Annotated in this window: 14 protein-coding genes; 6 read left to right on the forward strand and 8 right to left on the reverse strand. The window is 37.2% G+C overall.

Features of this window, described 5'->3' with window-relative positions; translation table 11 throughout:
- Positions 1-71 precede the first annotated feature (71 nt).
- Entirely contained in the window at positions 72-2,726 is a 2,655-nt protein-coding gene (locus tag ACXACQ_RS23115) for a fibronectin type III domain-containing protein (RefSeq protein WP_474978377.1), read from the reverse strand.
- A gap of 238 nt (positions 2,727-2,964) precedes the next feature.
- On the opposite strand from ACXACQ_RS23115, the gene ACXACQ_RS23120 reads away from it, so the two are divergent.
- Positions 2,965-3,867: a hypothetical protein gene (locus ACXACQ_RS23120; protein ID WP_474978378.1), complete on the forward strand. Its 903-nt coding sequence runs from the start codon at positions 2,965-2,967 to the stop codon at positions 3,865-3,867.
- 36 nt (positions 3,868-3,903) lie between these two features.
- Here ACXACQ_RS23120 and ACXACQ_RS23125 read toward each other — a convergent pair whose 3' ends face one another.
- The 3 genes from ACXACQ_RS23125 to ACXACQ_RS23135 all read right to left on the reverse strand — a co-directional run bounded on the left by ACXACQ_RS23125 (position 3,904) and on the right by ACXACQ_RS23135 (position 8,484).
- Entirely contained in the window at positions 3,904-5,724 is a 1,821-nt protein-coding gene (locus ACXACQ_RS23125) for a M61 family metallopeptidase (RefSeq protein WP_474978379.1), read from the reverse strand.
- 167 nt (positions 5,725-5,891) lie between these two features.
- Positions 5,892-7,220 (reverse strand): signal recognition particle protein, encoded by a 1,329-nt coding sequence (gene ffh / locus ACXACQ_RS23130; protein ID WP_474978380.1) that lies wholly within the window; start codon positions 7,218-7,220, stop codon positions 5,892-5,894.
- Positions 7,221-7,293: 73 nt separating this feature from the next.
- Positions 7,294-8,484, reverse strand: coding sequence for a molybdopterin molybdotransferase MoeA (locus tag ACXACQ_RS23135; RefSeq protein WP_474978381.1), 1,191 nt, complete (start codon positions 8,482-8,484; stop codon positions 7,294-7,296).
- Positions 8,485-8,503: 19 nt separating this feature from the next.
- Here ACXACQ_RS23135 and moaC point away from each other — a divergent pair, with 19 nt between their 5' ends.
- Positions 8,504-8,983 (forward strand): cyclic pyranopterin monophosphate synthase MoaC, encoded by a 480-nt coding sequence (gene moaC / locus ACXACQ_RS23140; protein ID WP_474978382.1) that lies wholly within the window; start codon positions 8,504-8,506, stop codon positions 8,981-8,983.
- A complete protein-coding gene (gene mobA / locus ACXACQ_RS23145; RefSeq protein WP_474978383.1) occupies positions 8,983-9,522 on the forward strand; it encodes a molybdenum cofactor guanylyltransferase in 540 nt (179 codons plus the stop codon). Before moaC ends, mobA begins: the two co-directional genes overlap by 1 nt.
- Here mobA and ACXACQ_RS23150 read toward each other — a convergent pair.
- Together ACXACQ_RS23150 and moaD are read right to left on the reverse strand one after the other, a co-directional pair.
- The gene (locus tag ACXACQ_RS23150; protein WP_474978384.1) at positions 9,506-9,916 is read right to left on the reverse strand and encodes a molybdenum cofactor biosynthesis protein MoaE; all 411 of its coding nucleotides are present in this window, start codon (positions 9,914-9,916) and stop codon (positions 9,506-9,508) included. The two genes, mobA and ACXACQ_RS23150, sit on opposite strands and share 17 nt — an antisense overlap.
- Positions 9,917-9,920: 4 nt before the next feature.
- Positions 9,921-10,163, reverse strand: coding sequence for a molybdopterin converting factor subunit 1 (moaD, locus tag ACXACQ_RS23155; RefSeq protein ID WP_474978385.1), 243 nt, complete (start codon positions 10,161-10,163; stop codon positions 9,921-9,923).
- Between the two features lie 64 nt (positions 10,164-10,227).
- On the opposite strand from moaD, the gene ACXACQ_RS23160 reads away from it, so the two are divergent.
- Entirely contained in the window at positions 10,228-11,145 is a 918-nt protein-coding gene (locus ACXACQ_RS23160; RefSeq protein ID WP_474978386.1) for a sterol desaturase family protein, read from the forward strand.
- 17 nt (positions 11,146-11,162) lie between these two features.
- Positions 11,163-12,158 (forward strand): GTP 3',8-cyclase MoaA, encoded by a 996-nt coding sequence (moaA, locus tag ACXACQ_RS23165; RefSeq protein ID WP_474978387.1) that lies wholly within the window; start codon positions 11,163-11,165, stop codon positions 12,156-12,158.
- On the opposite strand, the gene ACXACQ_RS23170 is transcribed toward moaA, so the two are convergent.
- On the reverse strand, positions 12,145-13,662 hold the full coding sequence (locus ACXACQ_RS23170; RefSeq protein ID WP_474978388.1) for a hypothetical protein: 1,518 nt from the start codon (positions 13,660-13,662) through the stop codon (positions 12,145-12,147). The genes moaA and ACXACQ_RS23170 overlap by 14 nt on opposite strands.
- Positions 13,663-13,868: 206 nt before the next feature.
- On the opposite strand from ACXACQ_RS23170, the gene ACXACQ_RS23175 reads away from it, so the two are divergent.
- On the forward strand, positions 13,869-16,313 hold the full coding sequence (locus ACXACQ_RS23175; RefSeq protein WP_474978389.1) for a YfhO family protein: 2,445 nt from the start codon (positions 13,869-13,871) through the stop codon (positions 16,311-16,313).
- 59 nt (positions 16,314-16,372) lie between these two features.
- Here the strand turns inward: ACXACQ_RS23175 and ACXACQ_RS23180 are convergent, their stop codons facing one another.
- Positions 16,373-16,690: a ribosomal maturation YjgA family protein gene (locus ACXACQ_RS23180; RefSeq protein WP_474978390.1), complete on the reverse strand. Its 318-nt coding sequence runs from the start codon at positions 16,688-16,690 to the stop codon at positions 16,373-16,375.
- Positions 16,691-16,772: the final 82 nt, after the last annotated feature.

Genomic DNA, 16,772 nt, shown 5'->3' on the forward strand with positions numbered 1-16,772 from the left:
TTATCTCTTTTATAATATAACAATAAAGGCCAGCAAATGCTGGCCTTTATTGTTATATACGATCTAATTCATCATCTCTTTTGAATGTGTAGTTTAATTTGTTGACCATCTTCAGCGGATACTACTAAAACATATCGCCCTACCGGAAGTTGATGCACCTCCATTGTTATTAAATCGGTGACTGCCACTTTCGTAATCAGTAACTGTCCGAAAAAATCATACAACTGTATAGTGGCTCCCGAAATATTTCCCCTTACATTCAATTGTTCATCAAAAGGATTGGGATATGTATCTATACCTGACAACACATTTTCACCCGCTTCATCAACTTTATGCAGTGTTGCTACCGAGAAATCATCTAAAGTATATTCCACCACCAATAGAGGCGCCTCTCCTGCTGAACCATTATGAGCTTTGGCTACTCTTTTACCTTCTCCATGAATAATCAAGGCTATAGCATTGCCCTGACTCCACCCACTTCTATTCACTATTTGTTGAATCAGTGGACTTATATCAGTACTTTTTTGATTAGCACCAGCTTCTCCCTGCTCACTCCATGATGAAGGATACCATGGAACACTTAATGAGGTCAAAGGTCGATTGGTTATATTAAAATCATCAGAAGTAAACCTAGCAGCATTATCCGTATTCTCTGCTTGAATAGCAAGGTTAGTCACCTCGTTAGTAGACTCATCTGTGGTAAATTGCAAATAAGCCTTTTCTATATTCGCACCATAAGGTATTTCTATATCTGTAAACCTCATGCCTACCCATTGATTACCAGCAGAAGCGTGCGAATCATAAACTAATTCGAGATCAGAACTATTCAGATACATAACACCTGCCTCACTCTCTTCCGCATCATCATCATTATGCTGCACTCTCCTGTTCATCACAACATGAGTTTGTCCGCTATCTCCATCTGGCATTTTGTATGACACATATATAATAGGTGCATCTTCTACAGAACCATCAAAAGCCTCTGCCGTACGTTCACCCGTTCCGGTAATGATTATACTCATGGCATTACCTCCACTCCAATCATTACGATTAACAACCTCTTGTATTACTGCTTTTAAATCAGACGTACGCTGATCAACACCTGCAGAGCCTATAAATATCCAAGATGACGGATGCCAATCAACAGATGCAAGCGTGGTTGCCCTTGATGAAATATTATAGTCCACCTCTTTGAAAGGCAAAGAGTTACCCGTATTCTCAGCTTTAATAACTAAATCTGTGGTTTCGAAATTTATTTCATCTATAGTAAACTGCACATAAGCTTTGGTAATCAATGCGCCTTGCGGAATATCCAAATTTTGAAACCTCAGCCCCACCGTCTGATCTCCTGTTATCAATCCATCGTACACAAGTTCAATATCAGAGCTATTCATATACATTTCTCCATTTTTATTCTCCTCAGCATCATCACTACTACTCACTATCCTTGAGCTTACAGTATATTCATCATCTTCAGATTCACCTGCAGGCAAAATAGTGGCAACAGCACCATTTGACGGATTCCATATATCCAAATTAATAGGGGCTTTAAAAATATCATTGTCATTTATCTGCCCCACTTCATCAGCATTATCAACCCTAATGGTTCTGGTTTCGATTTTATCCTTACCTACAAATACCCATTTAAATTGATTAAAACTATCACTATTTCTGGTCCACTCTTTATTATCATCATTGCTACGCAATGGTGCCCCCCAGCACCCCTCTCCTACGTAAACCGTACCCTTATCATCATCTCTTATAAAACCTTCATCGCTGCCCGCCCCTGTAGTTGGCTTTAAAGGCCAAGTAGTTTTCACGGTGTGTGCATCGCACTCTACCACCAGCCTTACATTGTTATCATAAAACAATTGAGCCCAATTCGCATATTGATTATATCCTTCTGATTTGGACCAAACATGAGGCCTCATAGGCTTATGATACTGCGCCATTTTCCAAAGCACATCTTTATTATTAGCCAAGTCATTTTGCAACCATGTAGTCTGATCGCCCGAAACAGAAATTTCTGTATTTAGCGTATATGCTCTAATTAAATTTCCTCCAAAAGTGATTCCGTAATAAACTTCAGTACTTGGCGTATCAAACAAATTATAAATCATACCATTAGAACTCTCATGATTACCTCTGGTGGCCACAATAGCAATCATTCTACCATCTGCACCTATTGTATATTGCCAATCATCAAACCACTGCTGCCACTGACTATCAGAGCCACTAGAAGTCATGTCTCCACCAAAAAGTACCGCATGAGGTCTCAACTTGGCCACAAGTTTATTAGCATTTACTCTGGGGGTTCGATTATTTCTGGAGTCACCCCCTGCTATAAAAGACAGCCTCTGGTCTGGGTCATCTGGAGCCGTTTTAAACCAGTACCTTGCACTTATACCTTCAGAGTCTTTAATCACAAAAAAGTAAGCGGTGTTTGGCGTTAAATTGGTTAATCTGGCAAATTGATTATTCATACCAGCCATTGACACGCTTCTATCCGCTCCTTTTTGATACGGATATTCTGACCAATTAATACCTTCATCATTAGTACCGTAATATACCATAGGACTATTACCAGACAACTGATTCCATCCGATGGTTATAGTGGTAGATGGGTCATCTCTCAATGTAAGACGGTACTTATCCGTAGCCCCGAACAACATTGTAATGCTTAGACACAAAAGCCAAAAGCTTAATAGAAAGAGTTTAGTTTTCACTTTAAAATTTAGGTTTAGTTTAATACAAGTACGCAAATATTCATTTACACTATACCTTGCTGTACTTTAAGGATTTATTATAAAATAAAAGCTACTTATCAACTCAAAATGAGGCAATTACTAAACACCGTCAACAGACATTTACGCTCTGCTTAAAATCCGCTACATAAGGTTAACACCTCCTTAACACCTAGATTATTTTGAGTGACTATATTTCAATATCCTAAATCTAAAAACTATGATACTGAATAAAATAGCAGATTTTGAATCAAGGAAGAGGTTGATATATGTTTTAAAAATATGCTGTGCTGCAGTATTTTTCGCTAGAGCATATCAGCATCTTTTTTATGATGCGCCATACAGGACCTTACTTTGGGATGAAGGCTGGTTAAAAAGCATTGTTGAAACTATTTTTAGTGTAGAATGGAATGATTATGCAACCTCACCTGTAGTTGATACATCGATAAGGTACTTAACGTTGACCTTCGGTATTCTATACATTACCTGTGGCATTGCAGCCATTTGCATCAATGAAAACCGTAAGAGCTTAGGTAATTTACTGCTATTAGGGACAGGCCTCCTATGCTTCCTTTCTTTTCTTTATACAAAAGAAAAATTCTTTCACTTTGGGCAGTTCTTCGAATATTCCGCTCAATTTACGGCTCCTACTATTTTATATTTCTTATTATTTCGCTTTAACACCAACAACCCAAAAGTCATTACTTTTTTAAAATTGACCATAGCCTTAACTTTTGTTTGCCACGGTTTATATGCAATAGGCTACTACCCCAGGCCGGGTCATTTCGTAGATATGACAATTAACAGTTTAGGCATCTCTGAAAGCAGTGCACATACATTTCTATTTTTTGCCGGAGTTTTTGATTTCATCGTAGCCGTAACATTATTCATCCCTACGCTATCAATCCCTTCAGCATATTATATGCTTATTTGGGGCTTTGCCACTTCACTAGCAAGGTTGGTAGCTAACATTCAATACTCATTCTTCTTTGAAACATTTAGTAGATGGTGGTTTGAGTTCGCCTATCGCATACCTCACTTTCTATTTCCATTACTCATCATCATTTCAATACAATATTTAAAACGAAAAAGGCCAGACTCTCTTTCGAGGCTGGCCAGTTAGTATAACTTAGGGCTTCTACCAATGATGTAGAAGCTCTTATTTCACCTTACTATCAATCCATTGACTTCTCTTCTTTTCTACCTTTCTTGAAACGTCTCCAAGAGGTTTTACGGTCAATGCGCTATCTTCTTGCAACACCACATTAGTTGAGTACTCCTCACCAAAATGTGTATAAGTCACTTCAATACTATCTCCAGGCTTGTGGCTTTCTAGCAATTTATTTAAACCCTCTTCAGTGGTAATTTTATCTCCTGCTACAGTAATAATCACATCAGATTCGTCTATACCTGCTTGATATATTGGGGTTTTACGAGATGGAATAGATTTAACCTTAATCCCTTCTTCAGAAAAACCTAAATTAACACGCCCAATTGATGCATGCTGAGGTTTCACATGTTCCAAATTATAACCTAATTCGTTTAATAATGTAGCATAATCAGGCAATGTAGTCCCGTAAATGTATTTTTTGAAAAAATTACTAGCAAATACCTCATCATTAGTAATTGTGCTCAGCGCCTTCTGAATATCTGCATTGGTATAAGGCACCTCCGTCTGTCCATGCTTCTTCCACATTTCTCGCATTAAATCATCAAGTGAAATATCCTTGAATTTTGCTCTCAGCTCCATGTCCAAAGCCAACCCTATAACCGCACCATAAGGATAATATGATGTGAAAGTGTTAACAAAATTAGGCTCATCTACAGCTGTTGCGGCATCTACAAAAGCAGCCTGCTTGCTCATTTCTACTGGAGAGGAAATACCTGTTCCTCCTGAATTGATTACGTAATTTAATAAACGCCCTATTCGCTCTCCAAAAGAATTAACATCATACACCCCTGCTCTCACCAACGACAACTCCGTGTAGTAAGAAGTAAAACCTTCAGCAAACCAAAGTTCTCCACTCATATTGGTAGTTTCGAAATTGAATGGCTCTAATGCTTTTGGTCTTATTCTTTCAACATTCCAACAATGAAAAAACTCATGAGCTACAGTTCTAATAAGCTGCTCTTGATTTCCCTCCAGAAAGCTCGATGAAGTAATCATAGTTGAATTTCTATGCTCCATACCATCTCCATGAAACCAAGGCGCATAACTACATAAGAAGACATATTTACCGTAATCGTAATCTGGCAACATTCCATAAACCTGCTGTTCTTCCTTCACTACTTTTTCCACCAAAGCAGTGTAATCAACAGCCAGAGCAGAATCTACTTTCGGACTTAAAGCTACGGATACACCCTTCTTACGACCACCTTTTTCTTCTACCACAAAACTATTTACTGACAACTTCCCCATTATTACAGGGCTATCCATAAAATATTGAAAGTCACGTGCAGCATAGCCCTTACCTGCTTTCACCAACTGAGTAGCTACCTGCCAGTCTGAATCTGGCAAATCTATGGTTAACTTAATAGGATGTTTCTCCATGCCTCTAGCCCACATAAAAACAGCTGGCATATTAAAATGTACATAAGAACGATCAATACCAGCATAAGTACCATCACCATAGTTAGCAAATATGGTATACTCCACTTTAGCCTTACCTCCGTGCCCTTTAACTTCCCACATTTCTGGCTCTACTCTTTCTACACTTAATAAGGAGTCTTTATTATTACCAGCTTTAACATGATAAACATTTTTACCAAATTGATGCAAAGCATACCTCCCTGGCGAAGAAAGGCTCATCCTTAACTGCAAAGGCTCATCCTTAACTAAATCAGAATACTGCACCTCTACTTTTGCTTCGTGGTGAGCTATATTGGGAAAAGACACATGATAATAAACTGTATCTTGTGCCTGTGTATTATAAGCTACCGCCAACATCAGCATGACCGTGATTATGTATATTTTTTTCATAGGCTATTTAAGTAAATCAAAGTTTAAAACTAACAGTATATATTTTACTAATGAAGTGATCTGATATGGACGGTTATTATCATACACCTATACAACGTAAAAACCCATAGACAAAAAAAATCCCATGATATAAAATACCATGGGATCATACTTCAAATGAAGTTATTTTATTTGAATGGATTTAGAGCGGCTAAACCTCTTTTTCCTCCACCAAGCTTATTCATTGTCTTCATAAGCTTTTTCATATCATTAAATTGCTTAAGCAAGTTGTTCACCTCCTGAACAGAAGTACCACTACCTGTTGCAATTCTTTTTCTTCTACTTCCATTAATAAGCTCAGGATTTTCTCTCTCATCAATAGTCATAGAGCGAATAATAGCTTCTATTGGCTTAAATGAATCATCATCTACATCAATATCTTTTATAGCTTTACCCATTCCTGGTATCATACCAAGCAAATCTTTAATGTTACCCATTTTCTTGATTTGCTCTAGCTGAGATAAGAAATCGTTAAAATCAAACTGATTTTTTCTGATCTTCTTATTTAATCGCTTAGCTTCCTCTTCATCAAAAGTCTGCTGAGCTTTCTCCACCAATGAAACAACATCCCCCATACCAAGGATTCTGTTGGCCATCCTATCGGGGTGGAATTTATCAATGGCATCCATCTTTTCACCAGTACTGATGAATTTGATAGGCTTTTCAACTACTCTTCTAATAGAAATAGCAGCACCACCACGGGTATCACCATCTAATTTGGTAAGTACTACACCATCAAAATCTAATCTATCATTGAAGGCCTTTGCTGTATTTACAGCATCCTGACCAGTCATTGAATCTACAACAAAGAGTGTTTCTGAAGGCTTAAGCGCATCTTTAAGAGCCGCTATCTCGTTCATCATCTCCTCATCTACAGCCAAACGGCCGGCAGTATCGACAATAACTATTTTCTTACCATTATCCTTTGCATGTTTAATGGCATTATTAGCTATCTCTACTGCATTTTTATTTTCAGGCTCAGCGTATACATCTACACCAATTTGCTCTCCCAACACTTTAAGCTGGTCGATGGCAGCAGGACGATAAATATCACATGCTGAAAGTAAAACTTGTCTTCCTTGGCCTTTTAAGTAATTAGCCAATTTACCTGTAAAAGTAGTTTTACCAGAACCTTGCAAACCTGCAATAAGGATTATAGCAGGATTACCATCTATAGCAATATCTTTATGGCTACCGCCCATTAAGGTGGTTAGCTCATCGTTAGTAACTTTTGTAAGTAACTGCCCTGGAGAAACAGATGTAAGTACATCCATACCTAAGGCTTTTTGCCTTATATCATCTGTTACTTCTTTAGCAACTTTATAGTTAACGTCAGCATCAATAAGCGCTCTTCTGATCTCCTTTACCGTAGTAGCTACGTTTACCTCTGTAATATTACCCTGCCCCTTGAGGTTCTGAAGTGCCTTATCTAACTTTATACTTAAATTATCGAACATAGTATTCTGAAATTATGCAACTGCAAAGCTAAGTATTTCGTGGCTCATATTGAAAATTGAACTCAGCTTTTAACTATCTAAAATCAATTCTTTTCAAAATATCACCTTCTTTATAGTGACTTTGCCCTTCCGGAAGCTCTAAGAAAGCATCTGCATCAAGCAAATTTGCCAAATCCCCTGAGCCTCTACCCGCCACTGGAGTAGCAATGACCTTACCATCAACTGTTCTACTTATTTTAACCTGCAAATAATTAGTTAAGCCTGGTTTAAAGTCAAAATCTTGCGATATAGCAGCTGAAGGCAATTCATAATTAAGCCCATAACATGCGTGAATCCACGGAACTACATATTTATAAAAACACAAAAAGGTTGAAACTGGGTTTCCCGGAAGAGCAAAAACAGTGGCCTCTGCATTACTCCCAAACCAAAATGGCTTACCTGGCTTTTGTTTTACTTTATGAAATTTCTTTTCCACTCCTAAATCTTCAAGGGCTTGAGGCACATAGTCCTTTTTACCACGAGAAACTCCTCCACTCATAAGCACCACGTCATATTGAGACAAAATACCCTTCAATTCATTGGTAAGCACCTCAGCCTCATCATGTATATGAAAATTATCCGCCTTTAATCCATAATTATAAAGTGCAGCCTTTAGTGCATGCGCATTTGACTGCCTTATTTGATAAGGGTTGGGTGTTGTATCAACACTTACCAATTCATCACCGGTACTCACAATAGCTACTTTCAACTGCTGATAAACTTCAACTTCAGCCTTGCCTACTGTAGCCAATACCGCCACTTCAGCAGGAGATATCTTTGTATTCTTTTTTATAAGTAAATCGCCAGCTACTCTATCAGTACCTTTCAAGTGAACATTTTGCAAAGCCTCAATATGTTCTAACTGAATGGTGGCTATATTATTTTCTACTGTTACATCTTCGTACCTCACTACAGCATCAGCATTTAGTGGCAGCATAGCACCGGTCATTACTTCTATACAGTTTTGCTTATCCGATAGCGTCATCTGAGGTGCGCCAGCAGTTTGCATGCCTTCAATAGCAAAAGACTTTTTTCCTTGGTGAAAAACCTCCAAGTTAACCGCCACGCCATCCATCATCACCCTATTAAAAGGAGGAAAATCCTGATCTGCATAGATATCTTCAGCTAAAATCCTTTTATTTGAATCATCTACATGCACTTTTTCTGTTTTTGGACGATGCAAATTATTCAACACCTCGTCTAATGCTTTATCTACAGAAATCATTTACTTACTTTTGTTTTATATGGAAAGCGATAAATTTACACACATATCAGAGGACGGCAATCCTCAAATGGTAGATATCTCTAACAAAAAAATCACTAAACGTGTTGCGGTAGCAGAAACTATTGTACTTGTTAATGATACTATTTTAGCTCAGCTCAAAAACAACGACATACAAACCAAGAAAGGGCCTGTATTTCACACTGCAATTATTGCTGGAGTTATGGGGGCTAAAAAAACGGCAGAGCTAATACCTTTTTGCCATCCAATCGCCCTCGATGATTGTAAAATCACTATTGAAGTAATCAATAATAAGATAGTAATCACCAGCACATGCATTACCACATCTAAAACTGGTGTAGAAATGGAAGCTATGACGGGCGCCTCCGTTGCTGCACTTACAGTGTATGATATGTGCAAAGCATTATCTCACGACATTAAGATTACGGAAACCAAATTAATGAGCAAAACAGGTGGGAAATCTGACTTTAAAAGGCAATAATGGAATTAATTGGGCTCATACTTATTGGCGGACAAAGCAAGAGAATGGGGCATGACAAGAGCTTGATAAAATATCACCATGAAACACAGCGTGATTATTTAATTAAGCTTTTAAATCCAATATGCAAGAACGTTTACCTGTCATGTAACAATGAGCAAGCAAAAGACATTCATCACCCGCTTATTATCGATAACGAATGCAAAGGCCCAATAACAGGGATTTTAAGCGGTCTTGAAAATTTAATAGATCACCCGCTATTAGTTATTGCGTGTGACATGCCGTTACTAGACCGCGAACTCCTCAATCAGCTTATTGCACAAAGAGACATTTCCAAAATGGTTACCTGTTATGCTCATGATTGGGTAGAGCCACTTTGCAGCATTTGGGAGCCTGCTAGCTACAAGGCTCTACAGCAATATTATAAACAGGAAAGGCTAAGCCTTCAAAAATTCATAAGAGAAAATCCTTCTAAGCTGATCCAAGCCAGTGAAAGCCAGTTAATCAAACTTAAGAATGTGAACACTATGGATGAGCGCTAACCCACTCTTCACCATCTTCAAAAACTTCTTTTTTCCAAATGGGCACAGTTTGCTTTAGGGTATCAATAGCATACTGACAGGCTTCGAAGCTTTCTTTTCTGTGCGAAGATGAAACTGCTATAACCACGGCTATTTCACCTACAGTTAAAGTACCTATTCTGTGGTGTATGGCTACGTGGTGAATAGGCCATTTATCTTTCATATGATCGATTATTTTTTCAATCTCCTGAATAGCCATATTGATGTAAGCCTCAAACTCAAGCTTTACCACTTTCTTGTTCTTGGTTGTACCTCGCACAGTACCAATAAATGTATTTACTGCTCCTGCCTCATCATCATATACAGTGCCGACAACATTGTCAGGATCTAAAGGGTGTTCTGTAATTTTAATCATTTATTTAACCTCCACTAACAGGTGGTATTAACGCTATTTCGTCTTTACTGTTTATTTGAAGTGCTTCATTTGTAGCGTATTCGTTATTAACAGCAATCATTAAAGATTTAAGCTTTTTAAATTCGGGGTATTCTTTTTCTAAAAACACCTTTAGTTCTCCCACCGTTTCTCCCTCAACCTCCACCGTCATTGAGTCAGAACCAACAATATCTTTAGTAATACCAAAAAGCAATATATTCAACTCCATATCGGGACTAAACTAATTTTAATAATATTGAGTTCATAATATTATTGCCCAAATTTACAGACTAGTGGAAAGAAATTATATAGAGGTAATAGCCAAAGCTTACGCAGGATACTTTAATTATCTTAAAAATGAAATTATATTCAACTATGACTATAAGCCTTGGTGGGAAAATTATTTCTGGCTTTTAATATTAGTATCACTGATGTTTTTTGGCCTTGAATGGATTAAACCCTGGCGAAAAAATCAACCCAAGTTTAGAAGAGATTTCTGGCTTGATGTATTCTACATGTTTTTCAATTTCTTCTTTTTTTCATTGGTCATATACAATGCTCTCTCTGATGTATTCGTCAATATTTTCAATGACCTACTGCACCTTTTCCACCTGAAAAACATTGTAGCCATTGAAATAAATCATTGGCCAAAATGGGCTCAATTACTAACATTATTTATCGTAAGAGATTTTATACACTGGTGGGTGCACCGGTGGTTGCATTACAATTCTACCCTTTGGGAATTCCACAAAATTCACCACTCCGTGAAGGAAATGGGGTTTGCTGCTCACTTACGTTTTCACTGGATGGAAACGGTTATTTACCGCACGACAGAATACATCCCTTTAGCTATGATTGGTTTTGGCATAGATGATTTTTTCTTTGTTCATATGATTGCACTTGCCATTGGCCATTGGAACCACGCTAACTTTAAAATTAATATAGGCCCCTTGCGGTATATCTTCAACACTCCTCAAATGCACATATGGCATCACACCAAGGCATTACCTGAATCTCATAAAAATGGAGTTAATTTTGGTATTTCTTTAAGCCTCTGGGACTACATTTTCCGTACTAATTATATACCTAATAACGGAAGGGACAACAAATTGGGATTTTATGGAGACTCCGAAGTCCCTCCAACGTTTAAACAACAAATTTTGTATGGTTTTAAGAAAAAGACCTCAAAGGATGTTAATATAGACAAATAGAACACTTAGCTTTGAATATGCCAGAAAAACAACTCGTTGATAATTTTGGACGCCCAATAGAATATTTACGATTAGCGGTAACCGACCGCTGCAATCTAAGATGCTTCTACTGCATGCCTGCCGAGGGCATCAACTTCTTGCCAAGAAAAGATATATTATCATACGAAGAAATGCTTCGCCTTGCCAGAGTATTTTGCAAAGCGGGCATATCAAAAATCAGAATTACCGGAGGCGAGCCATTTGTACGAAAAGACATGATTCACCTCATGCGTGAGCTAAGCAAAACACCTGGCCTTAAAGAGTTAAATATCACCACTAATGGAGTTTTAACCCACCAGTACATTGCGGAGCTCAAAGAAATTGGCATTTCTTCAGTAAACTTAAGCCTAGACACCATTGATCCTGAAAAGTTTTTTCAAATTACAAGAAGAGATGAATTTGCTAATGTCTGGAAAACTTTTCAAGGGCTTGTAGAGCATAACATCAAAACAAAGCTGAATATGGTAGTGATGGCAGGGCAGAATGATGAAGATATTATACCTATGGCTGAACTAGCGGAAAAATATCCGGTAAATGTTCGTTTCATAGAAGAAATGCCCTTTAATGGAAGTGGGCAAAACAATTCAAAAATAGCCTTTAACCACATTAAGATTTTAGAAACGCTTAAAGAAAGATACCCGAACTTATCTGCCATTGAAACTGCACCTAACGCTACTGCCTCATTATACTCCTCCTCAGAATTAAAAGGAAACCTTGGTATTATAGCAGCCTACAGTCGAACTTTCTGTGGAAGTTGCAACCGACTTCGAGTAACTGCTAAAGGGGAATTAAAAACATGCCTCTACTCAGGGAATTCCTATGATTTCAAAGAACCGCTAAGAAATAACGCTTCAGAAAGTGACATCATCTCACTGCTACAACAATCCATTAATTCGAGACATAAGGATGGATTTGCAGCTGAAGCCGACCGTGACAGTAGCATTCATGAATCTATGACTACTATTGGTGGGTAGGCTCAATCTTTGCCATTTTAGATTTAGCTTTTTTCACAGTATACCCCATCAATAAATTACGATAAGCACTGTAAAAACCAATTCTTTGAGCATAATAGATCAGAGACTTTTTTATTCCTGGGTTTACCGCTACTTTCAAACACTCTGGATATAGATAGTCTACTATTTCTTTGTATAAGATGCAATACTGCTTTTTGCGGTATTTTTTATTCACCCCCATCATAGTAATGAGCAAATCTCGGGAGTTAAATGGCAACTGGTAAGATATTACAAGCTTAGACTCAGTGGCAGCTTTACCCACCCAATTACAGCAGTTTTCTTCCCAGTAAAGCATATCTAAAATTCTATGCTCTTGACGCTTAAATAACTCTGCATTTTCCTCAATCCACTTCTTATAATAATTGATGGCATAAGGCTGCGTTGGGTACCTTTGCAAAACAGCTACTTTATATTCATCAATGTTAGCTATATCATCAAACTCCATTCTTGCCACTTCACTTACATTTCCAATTATAGCTGTATGATCGGCAAATTTTGACCAGTTGCCAAAGATATAACTCAAAGTCTCCTTTCGAGGGAAGGATAAAGAAGCATTAATTAATTCGGACTTCGACTCATCAAAAACACGATTTCGATCAATAACATCTATTTCCAATCCCAACTGAGGCATTAATTTACTTGGCACCTGCACATCTGGATGTTGATCAGTATGCCCAACATCTTTAAACACATAATAATGACAACGCTCAGTAAAATTCTTACTGGCAGCCAAAAGCACTCTACTCTCCCACCCAGCACTAACTGGCAGTAAAAGCTTTTTCCTTAAACTCATTGCCTCCAAATATCCTTTAAGCATGTCTCCAGCAGCCTTGGCTACTTGCTTCAAAGGCCGCATAGAAAGTTTTTTTACGGGATAAAACCTGTGGATTTCCCTTGTATCTAAATCTAAATAATGATTAGGTTTTAATCTTTTTACATTAAGGTATTCTGTAAGATCTCCTACATACGCTTTTTTCTTCAGAAACTCTGAACTACTATAAAAAGCCAATGCCTCAGGAGACTCATCCTTTTGCAGGTTATAATATTCTTTTAGCAATGTTGGCTGCGAGCCGATGGCCACACTATTGCCTTTATCAAAGATAAATACCTCTTGAATACAAGCGGCATCACCGAAAATCGAGAAATCACCGGATATCTTATCATGGTATAGAACGGTAAATATGCCACAATACCTCCCTAATAAATCAATGGTTTTCAATAAGTTTTCACCAGAACGCGCAATTTCATCTACTATATCTTGATTAGTATGCCTAGGCGTTTTATAATCATACAGATCTCCCAGTATAACTATAGTACTCCGTTCATTATCATTAATAGCCACAGACAAATCTTCATGAGTATACAGATTATACCCTTTAATAGATATAGTTTCGACTCCTCCAAAGGCGGTTAATTTATCAGGTGTTAATAAAAATTGCCCTCGAAATTTATATTCTGCTGTCATGCTATAGTAATGATTTAACCTTAACGATTAAGTTTTAAATAGATATCTAATGTTAAAACTGATTGCCAAATTAACTATTAATAGAACAATAACCTCACTAAATGTCCCTACCTACTTCAATAAAATTTAATATCGACAACGGTTAGAATTTTTTAAATGGATTTTATAATACAATTTTGTATAGCTTAAATAAAAAAGTAACCACAATGAACATCAATTTCAAAAGGGCAATATTACCTCACCTCATTGCTATTTTTGTTTTCTTTATAGTAATGGTTTTATTCTTCAAACCTATTTACCTTGATAATAAAAGCATTAACCAAGAAGACATCAATCAATGGATGGGAGGTGCTAAAGAACTGATAGACTATAGAGATAACACTGGAGAAGAGGCTTTATGGACCAACTCCATGTTTGGAGGAATGCCCGCTTATGTAGTTACCGTTGTATGGCACGATCAGATTCTTGTGGTATTAAAACAAATCATGTCACTGGGCATATCTAACCCTACCAGAAATATATTCGCATCATTTATTTGCTTCTATATACTACTCTTAGCCTTTAAAGTAAGGCCATATTTAGCCATTGGTGGAGCGCTCGCTTTTGGCCTTTCATCTTATATGATAATAGGGCTAGGTGCAGGGCATAATGCACGAATAGGCGCCATTGCATTTATGCCTTTAATTCTTGCTGGTATACATTTAGTATTTAGAAACAAAAAACTCATTGGCTTTGCGCTTACTGCATTAGCTGTAGCATTAGAGTTAAGAGAAAACCATGTTCAAATCACCTACTATTTAGTGTTAATGATTGGAATTTATGGCATTGTTCAGTTAGTAGATTTTGTTAAAAGAAAACAGCTTAAGGAATTTGGCACATATGCAGGCATACTTATGCTTGCGGCTATCTTGGCGCTAGGCACCTCATTTGGGAGGTTATGGGGACTATATGAATTTGGAAAATATTCTCAACGGGGAAAATCTGAATTAACAAATGAGCTAACTGAGAATGACAATGCAGATGGACTAGCAAAAGATTATGCATTTAAATATAGTAATGGTATTCTTGAGCCATTGGTTTTAATTATTCCAAATTATTATGGCGGAAGCAGTGGACACTTATTGGTGCAAGATGAGGACAGCAAAGTACTAAAAGCTCTTCAGCAAAGCGGTAATCCACAAATGGCGAATCAATTAGCTCGATACACCTCTGCATACTGGGGAAATCAACCTTTTACTTCACCATACTATGCTGGAGCTGTAATTTGTTTCTTATTTGCCCTAGGAATAGCCTTTGCAGACAAGAAATTTATCATTTGGCTGGTCTTATCCGCCCTCCTTGGCATAGCCCTGAGTTGGGGTGATAGTTTTAAAGCCTTTAATTATTTGCTATTTGATTACTTACCAGGCTATAACAAGTTCAGATCTGTAACCTTTACAATGATTTTACCTTTAATAGCCATGCCCCTTTTGGGCTTTATAGGACTTGAAAGCTTAATCGAAAAAGGAATATCTAAAGAAGCTCAGAAAAAATTATTAATATCATTAGCCGCAACTGGTGGTTTTTGTTTGGTTGCTATTGTACTAGCGGGTATGGCTTCGTTTTCTAAAGATGCTGAAACACAATTACCTCAATGGTTTTTAAGTGCACTTAGAGCTGATAGAAAAAGTTTGTTCAGAGCTGACGCATGGCGCTCTTTAATTTTCATACTAATCGGGTTTGGGGTTATCTATGCTCACCTAAAAAATAAATTATCGGCCACAGTGCTTTCCATCGCTCTTGGTTTGATTATTCTCATTGACATATGGAATGTAGATACGAGGTATTTTACAAAAGACAACTACCGAAGATCCAGAGATCAAACTTTCTTTAAAGAAACAGATGCAGATAAGCGCATATTGAAAGATAAATCTATTTACAGAGTATTTAATCCGCAAGGGACTTTCATGGATGCTCGAACAAGTTACTTTCACCAATCATTAGGAGGTTATAGTGGAGCTAGAATCAGAAGGTATGAAGAGTTGTTCAACAATTGTATTCAAAAAGAAACATCTACATTAATTCAAGACTTGCAAAATGGAGGAAGAGACATAAGCAATTATAATGTATTGAACATGCTCAACACGAAGTATTTACTTTTAGGTGAGAGCAGCAATGCTGTATTACAAAACAAAGGAGCCTTGGGCAATGCTTGGTTCGTTAACAATATTAAATCAGTAAAAACAGCTGACGAAGAATTAGACTTAACATGCAGCACGGATTTAAGCAAAACTGCAATAATCAACGAAAATCAATTTCAAATTAAAGCCCAGGAATCACCCAACACCATGGGCTCTATTACACTTAAATCATACCAGCCCAATGAGTTGCATTATCAATCGAACAATGATAATGCAGGCCTAGCAGTCTTCTCTGAAATTTATTACCCTAAAGGATGGCATGCAACTATTGACGGCAAAGAGGCTGAAATAATTAGAGCGAATTATGTTTTACGTGCACTAGAAATACCCGCAGGAAAGCATGAAATAACATTCAAATTTATGCCTCAAGCTTATGCGATAGGCAATAAAGTAATGATGATAAGCTGTATAATTATTCTACTTGTACTACTAGGAAGTATAGGCTGGGCTATAAAAACAGAAAACAAATAAAGTAAAAAAGGGCGCATATGCGCCCTTTTTTACTTTATTTGTTTCTTTACAAAAGAATTTTACGCTTGTAAACTATTCCTTCTTTTAATCTCAATACCCTTCTCTACCAGCACTATTGTTATCACCCCTAGAGTATAAGCCAGCATATCACCCCATTCGAAAGACACTCCCATAACTACTCTCGCGACTTTACTATCAGCTAACCCTAATCTACTGACCATCTGCAAATACTGACCTACCTCCACTAAATAAGAAAATAGTAATACTCCAAAAGCAACTGGAATAACAGGTTTATCAATAAATGTCATTACAAAAGTATAAACAAGCATCACTACTAGGTAATCACCTCCGTAAGGCCGAATAACTTTGTCGTGCATATATAATGCAATTAAAACCTCTACTATAAAGAGTAAGACTGTTAAAAGAAAATAACGTAAGCTAAATCGTATCAATATTTTA

Source organism: Fulvivirga sp. AWR4_260 (assembly GCF_056158185.1).